The organism is Pseudomonas sp. B20, from assembly GCF_020515755.1.
Lineage (GTDB): Bacteria > Pseudomonadota > Gammaproteobacteria > Pseudomonadales > Pseudomonadaceae > Aquipseudomonas > Aquipseudomonas syringae.
Window position 1 is genome coordinate 129,332 of the sequence record NZ_JAHPJG010000015.1, and the last position, 22,508, is coordinate 151,839.

Annotated in this window: 3 protein-coding genes; all 3 read left to right on the top strand. The window is 64.5% G+C overall.

All coding sequences use genetic code 11. The features are described 5' to 3' along the window. Positions 1–151 precede the first annotated feature (151 nt). Genes LIX91_RS16100 through LIX91_RS16110 form a run of 3 tightly spaced genes read left to right on the top strand, consistent with a single transcriptional unit; the run spans position 152 to position 22,505 of the window. A complete protein-coding gene (locus LIX91_RS16100; RefSeq protein ID WP_226488766.1) occupies positions 152–9,217 on the top strand; it encodes a non-ribosomal peptide synthetase in 9,066 nt (3,021 codons plus the stop codon). Beyond that, on the top strand, positions 9,214–13,326 hold the full coding sequence (locus LIX91_RS16105) for a non-ribosomal peptide synthetase (RefSeq protein WP_226488767.1): 4,113 nt from the start codon (positions 9,214–9,216) through the stop codon (positions 13,324–13,326). The genes LIX91_RS16100 and LIX91_RS16105 overlap by 4 nt, the downstream gene beginning before the upstream one ends. Then, positions 13,323–22,505: a non-ribosomal peptide synthetase gene (locus LIX91_RS16110; protein WP_226488768.1), complete on the top strand. Its 9,183-nt coding sequence runs from the start codon at positions 13,323–13,325 to the stop codon at positions 22,503–22,505. The genes LIX91_RS16105 and LIX91_RS16110 overlap by 4 nt, the downstream gene beginning before the upstream one ends. The last annotated feature ends 3 nt before the right edge of the window (positions 22,506–22,508 follow it).

Below are 22,508 nucleotides of genomic sequence, written 5' to 3' on the forward strand. Positions count from 1 at the left end.
GGTCATGACATGAGCCCGAGAGCCCGCGCCGCACCTTCTCCCTGAGTCTCGATGTTCATCCGGCATTGCTCATGCCGTGCCTGACGGGCTTGCTGCTCTGCGCTCCCGTCTGCTCATAAAAAAATAATCTGCTCACGGACGGTGATTCCTGATGGTCGACAAATCTTCCTCGCGCGGGACGGGCTTCGCTCATCCTGATACAGAGCAACCCTTTGACCAAAACCAGTGTGTGCATGGCCTTTTCGAAGCCCAGGCAGAGCGCAATCCTGGTGCTATCGCGGCACGCTTCGGGCTGGACACGCTTGACTATGCGACGCTCAATACCCAGGCCAACCGCCTGGCCCACTACCTGCGCAGCCTTGGTGTCGGGCCGGATGTGCGGGTCGGGATTTGCCTGGAGCGCTCGCTGGACATGCTGGTTGGCGTGCTCGCGGTACTCAAGGCGGGCGGTGCCTACGTGCCGCTGGACCCCGCGTACCCGAAAGCCCGCCTGGCCCACATGCTGGCAGACAGCGCGCCACGCGTGCTGCTGAGCCACGCTCCGGCGCGCGCGGCGTTGCTGGCGGCGCTGGAGGAGGTCGAGGTCGCAACGCAGGTGCTCGATCTGGCCGATACCCGACTATGGGCAGCGCAGCCGGCGCACAACCCTGACCCGCACGCGGTTGGTCTGACGTCCCGCCATCTGGCGTACGTGATCTACACCTCGGGCTCCACCGGGACGCCCAAGGGGGTCATGGTCGAGCACCGTGGGCTGATCGCGGTGAGCGCTGCCTGGGAGCCGTTGTACGCGCTGCACAAGCACCTCAATCACCTGCAAATGGCCGGGTTTTCCTTCGATGTGTTCAGCGCCGACCTGATCCGCGCGCTGGGTTTTGGCGGCACGCTCGTGCTCTGCCCGCGTGACACGCTGATGGACCCGCCTGCGCTGTATCGTCTGATGAGCGAGGCGCGCATCGATTTTGCGGACTTCGTGCCGGCGGTGCTTAACCCGTTGCTGGCCTGGGTGCAGGAGGCGGGGCGCGACCTGTCGTTCATGAGCACGGTGGTTTGCGGCTCGGACATCTGGACAGCGCACAGCGCGCGCCAACTGCGTAGGTTGTGTGGCGAGCATGTACAAATCGTCCAAGCCTACGGTGTTACCGAAGCGAGCATCGACAGCACCTGTTTCGAGTTCGAGGCCGACAGCCATGTCGATGCGGTGCTGCCCATCGGGCGGGCGTTGGCCAATACGCGGATTTACCTGCTCGATGCCGCTGGCGAGCGGGTTCCCCAGCGCGTGACCGGCGAACTGTACATCGGCGGCGCGGGGGTAGCGCGTGGCTACCTGAATTTGCCGGAACTGACCCGCGAGCGCTTCGTCGACAACCCGTTCGTGGCCGGTGAGCGGTTGTACCGTACTGGCGATCTGGCCCGCTATCGAGCTGACGGCCATCTGGAGTTTCTCGGGCGCAACGACTCGCAGGCCAAGCTGCGCGGCCTGCGCCTGGAACTGGGTGAAATCGAGGCGCGTCTGGCCGAGGTTGCCCTTGTGCGGGACAACGTGGTGGTGCTGCGTGAAGACGGTGCGGGCGTGCCCAGGCTGATTGCCTACTTTCACGAACAGAGCGGCGCAGCGCTGACGCCCAAGGGCCTGCGCCAGCATCTGCAGCTCAGCCTGCCGGAGTACATGATTCCTGCTGCGTTCGTGCGTATGGACGCGCTGCCGCTGACCGCCAATGGCAAGCTGGACCGCATCGCATTGCCCGAGCCGGGGGACGACGCGTTCGATCGGCACGTTTTCGAAGCCGCGCAAGGCGCGCTGGAAACGGCCCTCGTGGCCATCTGGGCGGAGGTGCTGGGCGTCGAGCGAGTCGGTCGCCAGGATCACTTTTTTGCACTCGGCGGCCACTCGCTGCTGGTGATGCGCGTGCTGGCCAAGGTTCGGCAGGCACTGCATCTTGAGGTGTCACCCTCATCCCTGTTTACCGCCCCCGTGCTGCAGCAGTTCGCCGAACGACTGAGCACCGCGCAGCAGGGCAACGCTCGCCCACCGATCACGGCTGTAGAGCGTAGCGGAGCACACACGTTGTCGTCTGCCCAACAGCGTTTGTGGTTTCTGGCGCAGATGAAAGGCGGCAATGCGGCCTACCACATGCCCTTGAATCTGCGCCTGCGCGGGCCGTTGCAAGTGGCCGCGCTGGAGCGCAGTTTCAATCAGCTGGTGGCCCGCCACGAGGCTCTGCGCACCACGTTTTTCGCTTTAGAGGGAGAAGGGCGGCAGCGCGTTTGCGCTGCGGAGACGATCATTCCGTTATCAGTCACCGATTTGCGTGGCGAGCACGATGCCCAGGCGCGTTTGCTGGCGTTGATCGACGCAGAGGGCAGCAAGCCGTTCGACCTGGCGGTGGGGCCGTTGATGCGCGTCAGCCTGGTCAAGCTGGCCGACGACGATCATGTGTTATTGCTGACCCAGCACCACATCGTCTCGGATGGCTGGTCGATGGGCGTGCTGACCCGTGAACTGGGGCTGCTCTATGAGGCGGCTATTCAGCAACCGGCCGCGCACGGGCAGTCCCTGCCACTGCCGCCGCTGGCTGTTCAGTATGTGGATTACGCGGCCTGGCAACGCCAGTGGCTGTCCGGCGAGGTGCTGGATGCGCAGCGGCGCTACTGGCGTGAAACCCTGAGCGGTGCACCGCTATTGCTGGAGTTGCCCACCGATCACAAACGTCCGGCCGCCCAGGATTACCGCGGCGGCTTCGTGCCGCTGGTCTTTGACCGCGCGCTGACGGCACGGCTCCGAGTGTTGGCTACGCAGCAGGGCACCACGTTGTTCATGAACCTGCTGGCGGCCTGGTCGCTGTTGCTGATGCGCCTGTCGGGGCAGGATGACGTGGTCATCGGTGTGCCCTCGGCGAACCGCAGCCAGCAGGAGCTGGAAGGGCTGATCGGGTTCTTCGTCAATACTCTGGCCCTGCGCATGACCCGCGCCGGCAGCCCGACGGTGGCCAGCTGGCTGCAACAGGCGCGCAGCGTTGCGCTTGCCGCTCAGGAACATCAGGACTTGCCGTTCGATCAAGTGGTGGAGTTGCTCAACCCGCCGCGCAGTCTGGCTTACAGCCCGGTGTTTCAGGTGCTGTTCGCCTGGGAGCAGCATCAGGATTCGGATCTGGAGTTGTCCGGGCTCGACGTCAGCGTGCTGCAAAGCGTCCAGCCAGTGGCCAAATTCGACCTGCAACTGGCACTCAGCGAACGTGACGGGCAAATCGTCGGCGGCCTGGAATACGCGTCGGGGCTGTTCGAGCCGGAGACCGTGGTGCAGATGGGCGAATACCTGCGCCGCATCCTCACGCAGATGGTCGAGGACAGCGAACAGCCGTTGGCGATGCTCGACCTGCTCAACGCCGAGCAGCATCGACGGATCGTTCACGACTGGAACCGCACCGAACGCGATACCTCGGCGCAGCCCGATTGCGTCAAGCGCTTCGAAGCCGTGGCGCAGCGCACACCCGATGCCGTGGCGTTGCTGGCCGATGAGCGAGCGCTGACTTACGCCGAGCTGAATCAGTCTGCCAACCGGTTGGCGAATTACCTGATCGAGCAGGGCGTGAGGCCCGAGCAGCGCGTGGGACTTTGTCTGGAGCGCTCACCGCAGATGGTCATCGGCCTGCTGGCCATTCTCAAGACCGGCGCCGCTTACGTGCCGTTCGATCCTGCATACCCGGCCGAGCGGCTGGCGTTCATGTTCGCGGATGCCGCACCAAGCCTGCTGCTGACCCAGACTGCACTGCGTGCCGGTCTGCCGCCGTTGCCCGACACGCTGCCGATCTGCTGCCTCGACGTGGAAGCGCAGCGCTTGTCTGGGTATTCCGAGGCCAACCCGCAAGTCCCCGTCAGCCCCGGCAACCTGGCTTACGTGCTCTACACCTCCGGTTCGACCGGGCGGCCCAAGGGCGTGGCGCACAGTCGTGCGGCGCTGGATAACCTGATCGCCTGGCAACTGGAACAGACGCCTGTTTCACAACGCGTGCTGCAATTCGCGTCGTTGAATTTCGACGTGTCGTTTCAGGAAATCTGCAGCACGCTGTGCCAGGGTGGCAGCCTGGTGCTGATGAGCGAAGCCGGCCGCAAAGACCTCGCCGCGCTGCGTCCGACGCTGGTGGCCGAAGATGTACAACGGGCGTTTCTGCCGTTTGCCGTGCTTCAGCAACTGGCCAGCTTCACTGAAACCGACGCGTCGGTGCCGATGCCTTTGCCGAAGGGCGGCTGCGAAATCATCACCGCTGGCGAGGCGTTGCTCGTCAATGACGAACTGCGTGCCTTTGTCTGCGGCCTTGGCGGTGCGCAACTGCACAACCAGTACGGCCCGACCGAAACCCACGTGGTCAGCCAGTTCAGCCTGAACTGTGACGCCGCCGGGCAGTGGCCGGACGCACCGCCGATTGGCCGGCCCATCGCCAATGCGCGTTTGTATGTGCTGGACGGCGACCTGAACCCGGTGCCGGTCGGCGTGGCGGGCGAGTTGTTTATCGCCGGGGCCTGCCTGGCCCGTGGTTATCTGAATCGTCCAGACTTGAGCGCCGAACGCTTCCTGCCGGACCCGTTCAACCTGCAGCCCGGTGCGCGCATGTACCGCAGCGGAGACCTGGCGAGATTTGCGGCCGACGGCAACGTGCACTACCTGGGACGCATCGACCAGCAGGTCAAGTTGCGCGGCTTTCGCGTCGAACTGGGCGAGATCGACAGCCTCCTGCACCAGCAACCCGGTGTGCGGGAAGCGGTGGTGCTGTTGCGCGAAGATGTGCCGGGCGACAAGCGTCTGGTGGCCTACGTGGTGGGGCCTGCAACCGCCGAAACGCTGCGTGCCGAGCTGCACCGCCACCTGCCGGAACACATGGTGCCTACGGCCTGGGTGGCGCTGGCGCAATTGCCGCTGACCCGTAACGGCAAGCTCGACCGTCAGGCGCTGCCAGTGCCAGAGCGGCAGGCCGCCAGTGCCTATGTGGCACCGCGCGACGAGACCGAGCGGCAGATGGTGTGTATCTGGGCCGAGGTGCTCAAGTGCCAGCAGGTCGGCATTCACGACAACTTTTTCGAACTGGGCGGGCACTCGCTGCTGGCCACGCGGATGATCTACATGATCAACCAGCGCATGGGCGCGCAGCTGTCCCTGAGCAGCCTGTTCAAGACGCCGGTGCTGATGGACCTGGCCGAGCAGGTGCGGCTCGGGCGGAGTGACGGGCCTTCGCTCGACACACCCTTTGCCCCGATTGAAGCCGATCGCAGCGCACGTTACGCGCCGTTTCCGCTGACCGATATCCAGCAGGCGTACTGGTTTGGCCGCGAAGCGTCGGTCAGCCTCGGCGGGGTCAGTGCCCATGGCTATGAAGAGCTGCGCATCCCCGGCCTCGACGTACCACGTTTCGAGCAGGCGCTGAACCGCATGATCCTGCGGCACGACATGCTGCGCGTGGTGTTCCTTGGCGATGGCACGCAGCAGGTTCTCGACAGCGTGCCGACCTATCATATGCCACGCAACGATCTGCGCGGCCTGTCTGCCGCCGCCGCGCAGCAGGCCCTGCAAGTCACCCGCGAACGTCAATCCCATCAGGTGCTGGACGCCAGTCGCTGGCCGTTGTTCGAGTTCAGCCTGTCGTTGCTCGATGAGGGCATCAGCCATCTGCACATCAGCCTTGACGCCCTGATCGTCGACGCCGCGAGTACGCAGATTCTGGCGCGCGAGCTGATGGCGTTTTATGCCGACCCGCAGTTGCAACTGCCCGAACCGGGGCTGACCTTTCGCGATTACGTGCTGGCCGAGCAGCGCTTGCGCAATGACAGCCGCTACGCACAGGCACTGGACTACTGGCGCGAGAAGGTTGCCACGCTGGCACCTGCGCCGGACCTGCCGCTGGTGTGCCAGCCGGAAAGCATCAGCCAGCCGCACTTTACCCGCCGCGACCGCGAGCTTTCAGCGTCGCAGTGGTCACGGCTCAAGGAACTCGCCAGGCAATTTGCCGTGACGCCATCGGTGATGCTGCTGACCGCGTTCAGTGAGGTGCTGTCGCTGTGGAGTCGGCAGCCGCGCTTCACGTTGAGTCTGCCGCTGTTCAATCGCATGCCGCTGCACCCGGATGTCGATGAGATCATCGGTGACTTCACCTCGCTGGTCTTGCTTGAAGTCAGTCTCGACGGGGCCGCGAGTTTCATCGACAAGGCGCGTGCCGTGCAGGCACGGTTGTGGCAAGACATCGACCATTCGGTGGTCAGCGGCGTGCGGGTGCTGCGTGAACTGTCCCAGGCCCGAGGCGTGCAGCAGACCGCCATGCCGATCGTGTTCAACAGCACCTTGTCGGAAGCTGCGCCGGAACTGGCCGAATTCAACCTTGCCGACGCGTTGAATGCCGAGCATATGCACAGCATCACCCAAACCCCGCAGGTCTGGCTTGACCACACGTTGCTGGAGCTGGAAGGGCGCCTGCTGTTCAACTGGGACAGCATCGACGAGTTGTTTCCGCAAGGCCTGATCGAGCAGATGTTCGTCGCCTACAACGCGCTGCTGGATCGCCTGCTGGACGCCGATGCCTGGAACGCTGGCACGGTGGAGCTGATACCGAGGGCGCGCTTGCCGGTGCCCGAGGCCAGCCCCGCCGACTCGGCGCTGATGCACGAGCTGTTCGATCGCCAGGCACTCGCTGCCCCGGATGCGCTGGCGGTCATCGGCACCCAGCGTCAGTTGAGTTATCACCAGCTGCGAGCCGAAGCGCGGCAACTGGCGGCGCTGCTTCAGCGTCGCGGCGTGGTGCCTAATCAACTGGTCGCGGTGGTCATGGAACGTGGCTGGGAACAGGTCGTCGCGACGCTGGCGATCCAGTACGCCGGCGGGGCCTACCTGCCGCTCGACCCGGCACTGCCGACCGAGCGTCTGGAGCACATTCTGCAACGTGCCGAAGCCAGCCTGGCGCTGACTCAGCCGGCACTGCTGCAACGTGTCGAGTGGCCCGCGCAGGTCCAGGTGATCAGCGTGAGCGATCCGATCGTTGCCGACGATGGCCTTTCCGATCAGTCCGAATTGCACGCCGTGCGTCTCACCCCGGACGATCTGGCCTATGTGATCTACACCTCAGGCTCGACCGGCCTGCCCAAGGGCGTGGTCATCGATCATCGCGGTGCGGTGAATACGCTGCTCGACATCAACCGGCGCTTTGCCGTCGGTGCTACGGACCGGGTGCTGGCGGTTTCGTCGTTGAGTTTCGACCTGTCGGTCTATGACTTCTTCGGCACGCTGGCCGCTGGCGCAGCGGTGGTGCTGCTCGAACCGCAGCAAGCCCTCGACCCGGCGCACTGGCTGACGCTGATCGAGCGGCATCAGGTCAGCCTGTGGAGTTCGGTGCCAGCCTTGTTCGGCATGTTGCTGGAGTATGTGCAAAGCGAGCGCAGCGCGTTGCCGTCGTGCCTGCGCGTGGCGATGCTGTCAGGCGACTGGATTCCCCTGACGCTGCCCGAGCGTGCCTGGGCGCTGCAGCCGGCGTTGCAACTGGTCAGCCTTGGCGGGGCGACCGAAGCGTCCATCTGGTCGATCCAGTATCCGCTGCAGCAGGTCGACCCCGCGTGGCGCAGTATTCCCTATGGCAAGGCGCTGGATCACCAGCGCTTCTATGTGCTGGATGACGCCTTGCAGGTTCGCCCGACATGGGTGGCTGGCCAGTTGTATATCGGCGGTATCGGCCTGGCCAAGGGCTATTGGCGTGATGAAGCCCTGAGTGCCGGCAGTTTCTTCGCCCACCCGCTGACCGGCGAACGTCTGTACCGGACCGGCGACTTGGGGCGCTGGATGCCTGACGGCAATATCGAGTTTCTCGGGCGTGAAGACACCCAGGTCAAGGTCCAGGGGCATCGCATCGAGCTGGGCGAGATCGAAGCGGCGCTCAATCGCCATCCCGGCGTGCAGAGCGCCGTGGTGCGGGTGCTCGGCGAAGCGCTGGGCGAGAAGCGGCTTGCGGGCTACATACTCAAGGCCGATCCCTCGTTGCAGGCCAGTGATTTTGTCCAGTACCTGGCAGACAAACTGCCGGCCTACATGGTGCCGACGTCGTTTACCTTCGTGCAGGAATGGCCGCTGTCGGCCAACGGCAAGGTCGACAAGAAGCGCCTGCCGGAGCCAGCGCAGGTTCAGGATGCCGGTCCTGCGCTGGAAGTGGAGGGGCCACAGGAGCAACAACTGGTGATGATCGTGCAGGGCGTGCTCAAGCGCCCGTCGATCGCTGCCGACGCCAATTTGCTCAACCTGGGCGCCACCTCGATCGACATTGTCAGGATCAGTAATGCGCTGTCCGGCGAACTGCAATTCCGTCCCAACGTTGCGCAACTGCTGGCGCAGCCGACCCTGCTCAACCTGCTCGGCATGTACCGCCGGAATCTGGCCAACGGCAGTGTGGTCGACAGCGTTCGGCAGCGCGCGGGTTTGCCTGAGCAAGTGATCGAGGATCCGCAGCAGCGGGCGCGCTTCAAGGCCGACCAGCGCGGTCGGCGGACTTTCACCCAAGAGGTTGCGGCGCTGAATCTTGCGCGTCCGGATGATCCGGCGTTCGCGCGACGCTTCAGCGATTACCGCTCGGTACGCCAATTCGCTGAGGGGCCCATTCCGACCGAGGCGTTTGCCGGGTTACTGGCCAGCCTGGCGCAGGGGCAACTGCACGGCGAGGTCAAATACCAGTTCCCGTCCGCAGGCGGTCTGTACCCGATCCAGTGCTACCTGTATGTCAAACCGCAGCGGGTCAGCGGCGTTGCTGCCGGCGCCTATTACTACGACCCGGTTGAGCACCGCCTGCTGATGCTCGACAGCGAGCCGCTCGACCCGGACACCTACGATTATTTCGTTAACCGACCGGTGTATGAAAACGCCGCGTTCTCGCTGTTCTTCATCGCCGACATGGCCGCGATCCGGCCGCTGTATGGCGAGCGCAGTCGCGACTTCTGTCATATCGAAGCCGGTGGCATGGCGCAATTGCTGAGCATAACGGCGGTGGAGCAGGGCCTTGGCCTGTGTGGCATGGGCTCGCTCGAAGAGCAGCAATTGTCGGCCCTGTTCGACCTGGGCCCGAATCATCAGTTGATTTACTCGATGGTGGGCGGCCTGCGCACTGCCGACGAACAACGCCGCGCGCAGGTCGAGGCGTTCGCTTCTGCTGCGGATCAAACGGACGACGCCAGCGACATGGAGGAGATAGAGATATGAATGCCTATCAATTGCTGGAGTTGTTCGGTCGCCACGCCGTGGTGCTTGAAGTGGACGGCGACAAACTGCGCTGCAAGGCGCCGCGCGGGTTTCTGAATGACGAGATGTTGCAGGCGCTCAAGCAGCACAAGGCAGAACTGATTGCCTTGCTGAGCGGCACCGACCCCGCCGCGATCCCTCGGTGTGCTGCCGGGCAAACGGCTGTTCCGCTGTCGTTTTCACAACGCCAGCTGTGGTTTCTCGATCAGATGGAACCGGGCAATGCGTTCTATAACGTGCCCACTGCGGTGCTGCTGAAAGGCGTGCTGGATGTGTCGGCGCTGGAGCGGGCGCTGAACGAATTGATCATGCGCCATGAAATATTGCGCACCACCTTTGCCAGCGTGGACGGCGAGCCACGGCAGCTCGTGCACCCGGCGATGCCGCTGGTGATGCCAAGTGTCGACCTGCGTGACCTGTCGCCGACAGCGCGCGATGCGCACGTCAGCATGGCGGTGGAGCAGGAGGCCAAAGCGCCGTTTGACCTGGCCAGCGGCCCGTTGCTGCGGGCCTCGCTGCTGCGCCTTGCCGATGAGGAATACCTCTGGCTGTACAGCGTGCACCACATCATCGCCGACGGCTGGTCGATGGGCGTGATCCTTCAGGAAGTGACTACCGTGTATGGCGATTTTCTGCGCGGTCAGGCGTCCAGTCTGGCGCAGCTGGCGGTGCAGTACGCTGATTACGCCTGCTGGCAGCAACAGCGGCTGAGCGACGAGGCGCTGGCCGGGCAACTTGAGTTCTGGCAGCGCACGCTGGCCGACGCGCCGCCGCTGCTCGACATGCCTGCCGACCGGCCACGTCCGAACGTGCAGCGCTACGTCGGGGCGACCTTCAGCTCGACGGTCGACGGCACCACCCTGCGTGCGCTCAACGCGCTGGCCAGACAGACCCAAGGCACGCTGTTCAACGTGCTGATCGGCGCGCTGTCGGTCCTGCTCTGGCGCCACAGCGGTCAGCGGGACCTGTGCATCGGTACGCCATTCGCCAACCGTAGCCGTCCAGAAATCGAGCCGCTGATCGGCCATTTCGTCAACACTCAAGTGATTCGCCAGCGTCTCGATCCGCAGCAGACCTTTGCCGAGCTGTTGCGCGAAGTGCGCACCACTCTGCTGGATGTCCATGCGCATCAGGACGTGCCTTTCGACCGCGTGGTGGAAGCCGTCAACCCGCAACGCGATACCGCGTATTCGCCTCTGTTTCAGGTGATGATGGTGTTGCAGAACACCCCAGGCAACGCCGCACAGATGCCGGGCCTGAGCATGACCCCATACGGCACCGGGAGCGCCACGGCCAAGTTCGACCTGGCGTTCGAATGGGTCGAGCGCGACGGTGTGCTGAGCCTGCTGGTGGAATACAACACCGACCTGTTCGACCCGACCAGCATCGAGCGTCTGAGCGGGCATTATCGTCAGCTGCTGGAACAGGTGGCGCTGAACCCCAAGCAGCCTGTCGGCGCACTGACGCTGATCAGCGATGCCGAACGCGAACAGATACTGCATGCGTGGAACAGCCCGGCACCGCTGGCCCAGCCCCTCGATTGCGTGCATCGCCTGATCGAAGCTCAGGTCACGCGTCGGCAGGCCGAGTGTGCGGTCATCTTCGAAGGTCGATCGCTGAGCTACAGCCAGCTCAACAGTCAGGCCAACCGCCTGGCGCATCACTTGCTCACCCTCGGCGTCGGCCCGGATGTGCGCGTGGCGGTGTGTATCGAACGTTCGCTGGAACTGCCGGTGGCCTTGCTGGCGGTGCTCAAGGCCGGGGGCGCCTATGTGCCACTGGACCCGGATTATCCATCGGGTCGCCTGCGGCATATTCTCGATGACACGTCCCCGGTAGTGCTGCTGGCCCAAGGGCCGACGCGCAAGATCCTGCGCGAGGCCCTGCAAGGCGCGGACTGTGAAGTGCCGATCCTCGACGTGCAGGCCGATGCCGTGCTTTGGGCCGAGTGCCCGTCGGACAATCCGCAGCCGCAGCGTGTCGGTGTGAACGCCGACCACCTGGCGTATGTGCTTTACACCTCCGGCACCACCGGGCTGCCCAAGGGGGCGATGGTCACGCATCGCGGGCTGAGCAACCTGCTGCTGTGGTGTCAGCAATTCTGCGGCGAACACGGGAGTATGCTGCACAAGATTCCATTCGGTTTCGACGCCTCGGCCTGGGAGATTTTCTGGCCGTTGCTCACCGGGGGCAGGCTGGTCATCGCCCGTCCCGGCGGGCATTTCGAACCCGGTTACCTGGCGCAGGTGGTGCGCGAACAAAGCGTCACCGCGATGGTGTTCGTGCCAGCTATGTTGCAACTGTTTCTGGAGGTCGAAGAGGTCAGCGCCTGTCTCTCCCTGAAGGATGTGTTCAGTGGCGGTGGGGAGCTGTCGCCCGCAGTCGCCAGGCTGTTTCAGGAGCGTCTGCCGCATGCCCGCCTGCACAACGTCTATGGTCCGACCGAAACCACAGTGATCAGCAGTGTCTGGACGCTGGAGCCTGGTGCTGACGTTCCGCCACGCCAATTGCCCATCGGCCGACCCATTGCCAACACCCGTTTTTACGTGCTCGACGAGCGTGATGCGCCGGTGCCGGCCGGGGTCACCGGTCAGTTGCACATTGGTGGTGTCGGCGTTGCACGGGGTTATCTGGGGCAGGACGAGCTCACCGCCGAACGGTTTATCGACAACCCCTTCGTTGCCGGTGACCGGCTGTACCGCAGCGGCGATCTGGCGCGTTATCGCCCGGACGGTCAGTTGGAGTTTCTCGGTCGCAACGACTTTCAGGTCAAGCTGCGCGGCATTCGCCTGGAACTGAGTGAAATCGAAGCGCGGCTGGACCTGTTCCCCGGTATTCGCACCAGTGTGGCGTTGATCGTCGGTGATACGGCGCAGAACCAGCGCCTTGTGGCGTGCTGCGTTACCGACAGCACGGTGGACGAATCCGCACTGCGTGCGCACCTGGCAACGACTCTGTCCAGCGCCGTCATGCCCAGCGCGTTTCTGTGGCTGGACGCCTTACCGTTGACGGTCAATGGCAAAGTCGACCGTGCCGCCCTTGCGGCACTGGCCGATCAGGATCTGGCCGACCGGCAGGTCAATCTCGGCAGCCCCCGTGACCATATCGAGCTGACCCTGTATCAGATCTGGAAAGACCTGCTGCTAGTGCCGCAGATCGGTATTCGCGACAACTTCTTCAACGTCGGCGGGACATCGATTGCGGCGATCAAGATGGCCTACGAAATTGGCCGGGCGTTCAGCGTCGAGGTGCCTGTGCGCGTGATCCTCGGCCACCCGACCATCGAGGCGTTGGGCGGCTGGCTGCGTAGTGGGGCCAGCCTGGCCGCGGCACATGACAACCTGATCGAATTCCGGCGCGGTGCCGGGCAACGCAACGTGGTGTGCATTCACCCGGCGGGGGGCACGGCGTTCTGCTATCTGTCGCTGGCCAAGGAACTGCCGGAAAGCATCGGTGTGTACGGTGTGCAATCGCCAGGGTTGAACCCCGGAGAGAGCACCGAGCCGAGCGTCGAAGCGATGGCCGACGCCTATTTGCGGCGGATCGCGGCGTTGACCTCACAACCGCTGGTGCTCACCGGGCTGTCGTTCGGTGGCCTGGTGGCGTACGAAATGGCCCGCCGTCTGACGGCTGCCGGCCATCGTCAGGTGTCGGTGGTGCTGCTCGACACTCAAGGCTCGGATGATCCGGGGTTTCGGCAACAGATCGGGACCGTGGACATGGCGGAGTTTCGCGACAAGCTGGTGCGCTTCAACGGCATGTACCCCGGCATCGAAGACGCGCAGGTCGAGCGGTATTTCCACCTCTACAACCACAACCGCCTGGCCATGGCCGCATACGAGTGCGCGCCGCAAGCCGGGCGCATCGTGCTGATTCAGGCTCGCGAAGGCTTTACCCGCACGCAGTTGCATGAGCTGCGCAGCTTCTGGCGTCGTCGCGCGGGCAACGGTTACAGAGCCCGGCTGGTTCACGGCGGGCACTGGGACATGCTGGAAAGCGCCGAGGTGCATCGGGTCTCGCAGACGCTCAGGCAAGAGCTGCAACGTTTCGACACGCAGGAGGCGCAATGATGAACCGGCACGCGGAAAATAACGCCCGCAACCCCCAGACCCTGCTGTCGCGTTTTGCCGAGCAGGTACGCCGTGATCCCCAAGCGCTGGCCGTGATCGACCGACAGGTACGGCTGACCTACGCGCAACTGGCCAGCGCCAGTGAACGCATCGCCAAAGGGCTGCTGGCACAAGGCACCGGCCCTGCGGATCCGATTGCCCTGTGCATGCCGCGCTGCTGGCAATGGGTCGCCACGATACTGGCCGTGCTGAAAGTCGGGGCTGTGGTGGTGCCGCTGGATCGGGCCAGCCCGGCCCGGCGTCGACAACTGATGCTCGACGACGGAGGTTGCGTCGGGCTGGTGACCCTCGGCGAAGACGCGGACAGCCTGGCAGCGCCACAACGTGGCTGGTACGTCAGCGTCGAAGCCCTGCTGGAATTCCCCGATCAGCCAGCACAGCCGCTGCCCGAGGACTTCGCCGCGTCGAGCTTCCTGTTCTACACCTCGGGCACCACCGGTACCCCGAAGGCCGTGGACGTAGGGGAGCGCGGCCTGTTGCGTCTGGCCCAGACCGACAGTTGCCTCGACATTCGCGCAGGCGAGCGCGTGGCCTGCCTGTCCAACCCGGCGTTCGACGCCTGTAATTTCGAACTGTGGGCGCCGCTGCTCAACGGCGGTTGCTGCGTCATCATTGCCGACGCAGACCTGCAGGACGCACAGCAACTGGCCAGAGTGCTGGAAACGCAGCAGGTCGATAGCCTGTTCATGACCGTTTCGCTGTTCAACACCTTGAGCGCAGATAACCCCGCCTGTTTCGCCAGCCTGCGCCAGGTGCTGATCGGCGGTGAGCAGGTCAGCGCCGCAGCGGTGCGTGCCTGGTATCAGGCCAATCCCGATAGCCGTTGCCGGATTTTCAACGTCTACGGACCTACCGAATGCACCACCTTCGCCGTGTGCTATCCGATCCCCCGCGACTTTGCCGGGGACGCGGTGCCGATCGGTCGGCCATTGCCTGACACCGGCGTGCAGGTGCTTGATGCGCAACAACGCCCGGTTGCCAGTGGCGAGGCGGGTGAGCTTTACCTGAGCGGCAGCGGGGTCGCACGCGGTTACCGCAACCGTCCGACCGAGACTGAACAGCGTTTCCTGCGCCTGCCGACAATCGATGCCGGGGATGTACTGCATTACCGAACCGGCGATCAGGTGCGGGTCAATGCCGACGGGCTGATCGAGTACCTGGGGCGGATTGATCGTCAGGTGAAGGTCCGCGGTTTTCGCATCGAGCCGGGCGAGGTCGAGCAGCGTATTCTGGAGCACCCGCAGGTGGCGCAGGTGCACGTCTGCACGCGACGGCAGGCGGCTGAAGACCACCAGTTGCTGGCCTTCATCGTGCCGCGCGAGGCGCTGGACTATCGCGATTTCGACCAGCACCTGCGTGACAACCTGGCGGTATGGATGCGCCCGCATCAACTGTTTGTGCTGCAGCGCCTGCCACTGACTGCCAATGGCAAGATCGATCAGCGTGCGCTGCTGGAGCAGCCCTTGAAACCGTGGCGACCGCAGGCGGGTTCGCGTGCAGACGAGCAACACTCGCCCGCGCTTGACTGGCTGCTGACTCAGGCCCGCAGGTTGTTGGCGCAACCTGAGCTGAACGGCGAGGATGACTGGCTGGGCAGCGGCGGCGACTCGCTCAAGGCCATGCGTCTGCGTTCGGCAATTCGCACCCACTGGCGGCGGGAGATCACGCTGGGTGCGGTGCTGAGCGAATCGTTTTCGGCACTGGCCGAGCGCCTTGGTGATGAGCAGGGTGCGGCGTCTGCCTATCCGCCCGCGCCGCCCGTCAACCATTCAGGGCGTGCGCCGGCGACTGCCGAGCAGAGTCGCCTGTGGCTGATGCAGCAGCGCACTCCGCTGGCGACGGCCTACAACGTGCCAATCATCCTGCACCTGGCAGCGGGCGTCGAGCTGAGCGCATTGGCCGAGTCCGTGCAGCGCCTGCTGACCCGGCACAGCGGGCTGCGCACGGCGTTCGTGTCCGCTGCCGACGGGCTGCATCAGGAGGTTCACCAACGGGACGCGGTGTGCCAGACCTTTGCCACCGGGGCGTTCAGTGAACAGACCTGGCGCAGCTTTGCAGCCCTGGTCTTCGACACACCTTTCGATCTGGCGACGTCGGCGCTGTGCAAGGCCTGGCTGTTGCCGTTTGCCGATGGCAGCTGCCGCTTGCTGCTGAACCTGCATCACGTGGCCATTGATGGCTGGTCGATGAACCTGTTGTTCGATGACCTGGTGCAGCTGTACGACGATGCGCTGCAGGGGCGGTCGAGTGCCGAGCCTTCGCCGGGTCTGGGCACGCTGGAGTTTGCCCTCTGGCAACGGCAATGGCGTGTCGACCCGCGTTACCGCGATCAGCGTCGCGCCCTGGCCGGGTTGCACCGTCAGCACCCGGCGCCTTCGCCCGCGATGCTGCCGGTTCGCGAGCCTGGACCGCAGGCACGGCTCTATCGTCAGCCGCTGGGAGCCACGCGCAGTGCTGCACTGGATCGGTTCTGCAGCCGCCAGCGCGTCACTCGTTATGAGGTGCTGTTCAGCGTCTATGCCTGGAGCGTTTACGCCCTGACCGGCTGTGAACGGCCACGCATCGCCAGCCCGGTATCCAACCGTCCGCTGAGCGAATTCGAAGACGCAATCGGGATGTTCGCCAACACCGTGCTGATCCCCACGGCGTTCGACGGCGACAAGGCGCTCGACCAGCAACTGCATCAGCAGACCGCCACGGTGCGTGAGGTGCTGGCTTTGCAGGACGTCGCGCTGGCGGACCTGGTGGAAGACCTGCGGCTGTCGTCGAGCAGTGCGCTGTTCGATTTCATGTTCGTGCTGGAAAACACCGACTACGCCAGGCTGGCCCATACCGGCCTGCGGGCCACGCTGGAATTCAACGAGACGGTGCAGGCCAAGTGCCCGCTGACTTTGCTGGTGGTCGATGCCGGGTCGCAGCTGGAATGCTGGTGGGAGTACCAGTGCTGTTATTTTGATGCGGCACAAATGGTCGCCGTCAATCAGCTCTTGCAGCAGGGGCTTGATCTGCTGTTGGAGAAACCGTCGGCGACCCTTGATGCGCTGCTCGCGCCTTACCGCTTCAGCCTGCCGCCCGCCAGTCAGGGCGACAGCGCTGAGCCACCGTTCAACACCGTGGCCGACTGGTTCGCCTACCAGGTGAGTTGCACACCGGATGCTCCGGCACTGGTCGACAATCAGCAGTGCATCAGCTACGTCGAACTGGATGCACTGGCCGATACGCTGGCGGCCACCCTGATCGAGCAGTGCCCGCTGCCGGAGGATAACGATGCGCCGCTGCAAGTGGTCCTGTACCTCGAAGCTTCGGTCGAGCACATCGTGGCCTTGCTGGCGCTGGCCAGGCTCAACCTGACGGCGGTGCCTCTGGACCCTGGCTATCCGCTGGCGGTGCAGCGCCAGGTCATGCAGCAGGCACAACCCGGCTGTGTGCTGTACAGCGCGACCACCGAGGCGGCACTGGAACAGTTGAACGCAGACCGACAGGTCTGTCATCGGGTCGACCTGAGCGCTGCGGCACGGCCGTTCGAGCGTCGCCGTCATGCGGGTCAACGACCGTTGTACACGCTGTTCACGTCCGGTTCGACGGGGACACCAAAAGGGGTTCAGGTGCCGGACCGAACCCTTTGCAATCTGTTGCACTGGCAGCGCAACGAGGGGCAGTTACCCGCGAAGTCAGTGACCCTGCAATTCTCCATGCTGTCGTTTGATGTGTCGTTTCAGGAGATTTTCAGCACCCTCTGCGGCGGGGGTTGTTACCACCTGATCAACCCGCGTTGGCGGCAGGATGCCCAGGCATTGCTGAGCTATCTGGTGCAGACGCGTATCGAACGGCTGTTCCTGCCCTGCGTGGCCTTGCAGCATCTGGCGCAGACCGCTGTCAGCCAGGGCGTGTATCCGCAGGCGTTGCGCGAAGTGATCACGGCGGGCGAGCAACTGCTGTGCACCGAGGCTTTGCGCAACTGGTTCGGCGGCATGCCGCAGGCACGGCTGTTCAATCATTACGGCCCGACCGAAACCCACGTGGTCAGCGCCTGGCGTTTGCCTGCGGCGGTTCAGGACTGGCCGCTGCGCGCGCCGATCGGGCGGGCAGTGAGTAATGCACGCCTGCTGCTGGTGGACGAACACGACCGGCCGGTGCCGCGTGGCAGCCAGGGCTATCTGCTGGTGGCAGGGCCGATGATTTCGCGCTGCTACCTCGCTGACCCGGCGCTGAATGCCGCGCGCTTTGTCGAGCTGCCGCAGCCAGAGGGCATGACCCTGTTCTATCGCACCGGCGACCTTGCGCGGGCTGATGCAAACGCCTGTCTGCACTACCTGGGCCGGGACGATCAGCAGATCAAAATCAGTGGTCAGCGTATAGAACTGGGGCAGATCGAGGCCGCGCTGTTGCAGGTCGCTCAGGTGAGCAACGCGGTGGTAGCCATGCAGGCTGAGCCGCCCCGTCTGGTGGCCTGGTTGCGCAGCGAAGGCACGCTGCCCGATGCACAACAGCTTGATCGACAGATCAGCCTGCACCTGCCGGCGCATGTGCGTATCGACGAGTACCGGCGGGTCGACGCCTGGCCGCGTACACCGAGCGGCAAGATCGATCGCAAGGCGCTGGGTGAGCTCGGCGAGGTGTTGCAACGGCAACGCACCGGGCTGCCTGCGGCACCGTTGAGTGCGCTTGAACAGCAATTGAGCGAGTTGTTCGTGGCGGTCATCGGTCGCGACATCGAGCCTGATCAGACCTTCTTCGAAGCCGGCGCCACCAGCCTCGGCCTGATGCGCCTGCATGCCCGCTTCAACGAAGCACTGCCGCAGCCAGTGGCAATGGCCGCGTTGTTCGAGCATGTCAGCGTGCGCCGCCTGGCGCAGCATCTCTCCGTACCGGCAGGGCAACTGCCCGGTGCTGGGAAGGGCAATGAGCGAGTCGCCAAGGCTGGCCAACAACCCATGGCGATCATCGGCATGTCGGTGAATGTGGCCGGGGCGAGCAACGTTGCCGAGTTCTGGGCGATGGTTCAAGGAAATGGCTTGGGCATCGAGCGGTTCGACGCTGCCGAGGGGCTGGTCGGTGCGCGCAGTCAACTGACCGGCCTGCTGGATTTCGATCCCGACTATTTTGGCATCAGTCTGCAGGAAGCGCGGCTGATGGACCCGCAACAGCGGCACCTGCTGATGGGCTGCGTGCAGGCGCTGCAACATGCCGGGCTGACACCCAACGTCGACGGGCCGCGCATCGGCCTGATCGCCAGTTGCGGCGAAACCACGTATTTCCAGCAAATGCTGCGCGAAACTGCCGAGGGCGATCTGCCCGACGGTTTTCAGATGGCGCTGCACCACGACAAGGACTTTCTGGCCACCAAGGCGGCTTACCACCTCGACCTCGGCGGGCCGGCACTCAGCGTTCAGGCGGCGTGCGGCAGTTCGCTGATTGCCGTGCACCTGGCGGCGGCGATGCTGCGTCAGGGCGACAGTGACGTGATGCTGGCCGCCGGGGTGCTGATCGACCCGACCCTGACCGATGGCTATCGTTATCGCCCGCAGCACATTTTTTCCCGCGACGGTTTGTGCCGTCCGTTCAGTGACGACGCCAGCGGCACCATCGGTGCCAGCGGTTACGGGGTGGTGGTACTCAAACCGCTGGACCGTGCCCAGGCCGACGGCGACCGGATCTACGCGCTGGTCGAAGCCTCTGCGCTGAACAACGATGGCCGCGCCAAGATGAGTTACACCGCGCCATCGGTGGCGGGGCAGAGCGCAGTGATCAGCGAGGCGCTACGCAAGGCCGGGGTCAATGGCGCCGACATGGGCTACATCGAGGCTCACGGCACCGGCACGCTGTTGGGCGACCCGATTGAAGTGGCGGCATTGACCAAAGCGTTCGGCGCGGCACCAGCCGCCAGTTGCGCGCTGGCCTCAGTGAAAAGCCAGGTGGGGCATCTGGGCGCGGCTGCCGGCGTGGTCGGGCTGATTCGCGCGACGCTTGCCGTGTTTCACGGGGTGATCCCACCCAACCTGGGGTTTACCCGGATCAATCCGCAAATCGATCTGCAGCACTCGCCGTTCTACATACCCACCACCTCCGGGCCCTGGCCCGAGGGGCGTCGGCGTCTGGCCGGGGTCAGCAGTTTCGGCATCGGTGGCACCAACGCGCATGTGATTGTCGGCGCCGCGCCGCAGCAGACAGACCGCGTCGAGGATTTCCCGGCGTGCCTGCTGCTGTCGGCGCACAGCCGTACTGCCCTGGAGCGGGACATGCTGGCGATTGAAGCCTGGCTCAACGCCTTTCCCGAGCAGCAGGCTGCGCTGCTGCGTTACCTGCAAAACGGTCGACGCGCGTTGCCCTGGCGCTTCGCAATGATCTGCCAGCCCGGTCAGACACCGCGCCTGCAAGCCGCGTCGATCAAGCAGGTGACGCTTTCGGACGTGCGAGTGAACACCAGCGAGCATTCGCCCCAGGCCCTGCTGGACGCCTGGTATGCGGGGGACAGCATCGAAGGGTCGACCGGTTCGACGCCGCCACCCTGGGACTTGCCTCCGTCGGCATTCGATCTGCAGACCTTCCGTTTCAAACCGGCCGCTCGCGCCGAACTGCAGAAGTCGTCAGCCGTCGAGCGCCAGCCGCTGGCGGACTGGTTCTATCAGCGTCAGTGGCAGCGGGTAAACCGTCTGCGTACACAACCGACTGGCGAGGGTCGTGAAGTGCTGGTGGTGTGCAGCCATGAACGTCTGGATGCCACCACGCTTGGCAGTCTGCAGGGTGTCTATCGGCATGTCATCGAGGTGCAGGCCGGCAATGGCTACCAGCAGCTTGGCCCGAATCGTTATGAACTCGACCCGCTGGACCCAGTGGCGTTCGGTCGATTGATCGCTACGCTCGATCAGAATGGGCAGACGGCAAGCGAACTGGACTGGCTGCATGCCTTGCCGCTGTCGGTGGGCGGAGCGGTTGACGAGCAAAGCCTGGCGGCCGCGCAATGGGCTTGTCTGGATACGCTCAGCGCGTTGTTGCAGGCCTGGGGGCAGAACGCACAGAAGAGCGTTCTGCGGCTCTGGCTGTTGTCCTGGCAAGCGTGCCCGGTGAACGGCCAGGTCATGCGCCCTGAACTGGCGGCGCTGGCCGGTATCACCGAAGTGGCCCCGCAGGAGTTCCCGATACGCTGTCATTGGTTAGACCTGCCTACGGCGCAGTTGAGCGTTCAGGCTCGGCACCTGGCGGCGCTGCTGGCCGAACCGGCGTCGCTGCCGCGGCGCATGGCCATTCGTGATGGTTATCTGTGGCAGCCTCAGCTGTCGGTCAGTCCGCTGGCGGCTCCGACGGGGGATTCGAATCTGCTGCCGGCGAACGGCACGTTGCTGGTGCTCGGCGGTACAGGCGGCATCGGACGTACCTTGTGTGAATACCTGCTGCAATCCAGCCAGCGGCGGGTCGTGCTGCTGTCGCGAGGTGGCGAGTGTCCGAAAGAACTGCACGCCTATGCTTCGCGCATCGACAGCATCGCTGCGGATATCGCCGACCTGGCGCGCTGGCCCACGGTGCTTGAACACTTGTGTGAGCGTTATGGGCACTTTGACGGCGTGATTCACGCGGCCGGCACCGGAGCGGGCAGCCTGATCCGTCAGCGCGATGCTCAGGTGCTGTCTGAGGCGATGGCCAGCAAGACCCGCGGCATGCTGGCGGTCGAAGCGTTGATCGAAAAGATGACTCCGGGGTTCGTCCTGTATTGCTCTTCGATGTCGGCACTGTTCGGTGGCGCCGGGCACTTGGACTACGCCGCCGCCAGTGCCGTGCTTGACGGTTTCACCCACTACCGCCCGCATGCCGAAAATGGCTGTGTGCGTCTGGGCATTAACTGGGACATCTGGCGCGATGTCGGCATGGCCGCTGCCAGTGGCGTCGGGGATGACGCGCACCAGCGGCATCTGGCGGTCGGCATGTCGGCGCAGGAGGGCTGCCGGGTATTCGATGCAGCCATGACGGCTCAACTGCCGCAGTTGCTGATCTCGACCACCGATCCAGCGACGGCGCGACAGTTTTACCCGGTTCGCCACAGCGCAGGCTCAACCCTGGCCGATACTGCGCCAGCGCTGACGGCAGACACTGAAGGGCCGGACCGTCTGCCCGAGCATCTGCATGACTGCCTGTGCAAATGGCTCGGTGTGAGTGCGCTGCAGCCGGATGCCTCGCTCTATGAGTTGGGCGCCGATTCCCTGACCCTGCTGGACCTGATCGACGAACTGCAGGCCGCGACCGGCGTGGTCTTCCAGTTGTCGCAGTTCAGCCACAAAGTCAGCCTGGCCGAGGTGTTGGCGCTGGTGCAGACGTCAGGGGCCGTAACGGTTGCGGACGAAAACCAGTGGGCCGATGCGGTGAGGATCGATCAGTGGCATGCGGGCGCGGGGCGCGAGCGCCTGTATCTGATTCACCCGGTGGGTGGCGACGTGCAGGCGTACCGCGAGCTGGCCTCGGCGCTGCACCCTGATCTGGGCGTGTGGGTGATCGCCGATCCGGCCTTGCGCCTGCCCGACCTGCCGAACATCAGCGTGAATGAGCGAGCGCAGCTGTATCTCGAGGCGTTGCAGGCCCATCACCCCGACGGCATGGCATGGCGGCTGGCCGGCTGGTCGTTCGGCGCGTGGGTGACGCAGGCGATGTGCAGCCTGCTGACGGAGGATTGCGAGCAGCCATTGTTGTACCTGATCGATCCCCCCGCGCCGGATGCGGGTCACGAGCTGGCGCAGATTGGCGAAGCGCAGATTCAGCAGGTCTTTCAGCGCGAGTTTTCTGCACGGCGCAGCCTCGACACGGCCACCAGCACGGCCAGCGAAGACGCATCGCGTTACCTGCAAAGCCTGATTGTCTGCTGCCAGAACAATATGGCGAGCATGGCCGGCTATCAGCCCGAAGCGCTGTTGCGCACTCCAGTGCGGCTGTTCATCGCCACGCAGCCCAATCCTTATGGCATGGGCAGCGCCTGGCGGATCGCCGATCTACAGCGGGCCTGGCAAGAGCTGTTACCGCACATGCTGAGCTGCCAAGCACTGGACACCGATCACTACGGTATTGTCGCAGCGCCCTGGGCGCAGGTGATGGCCGAGATGATCAATGCCGACCTGTCTTCGATAAAGGGCTGAACG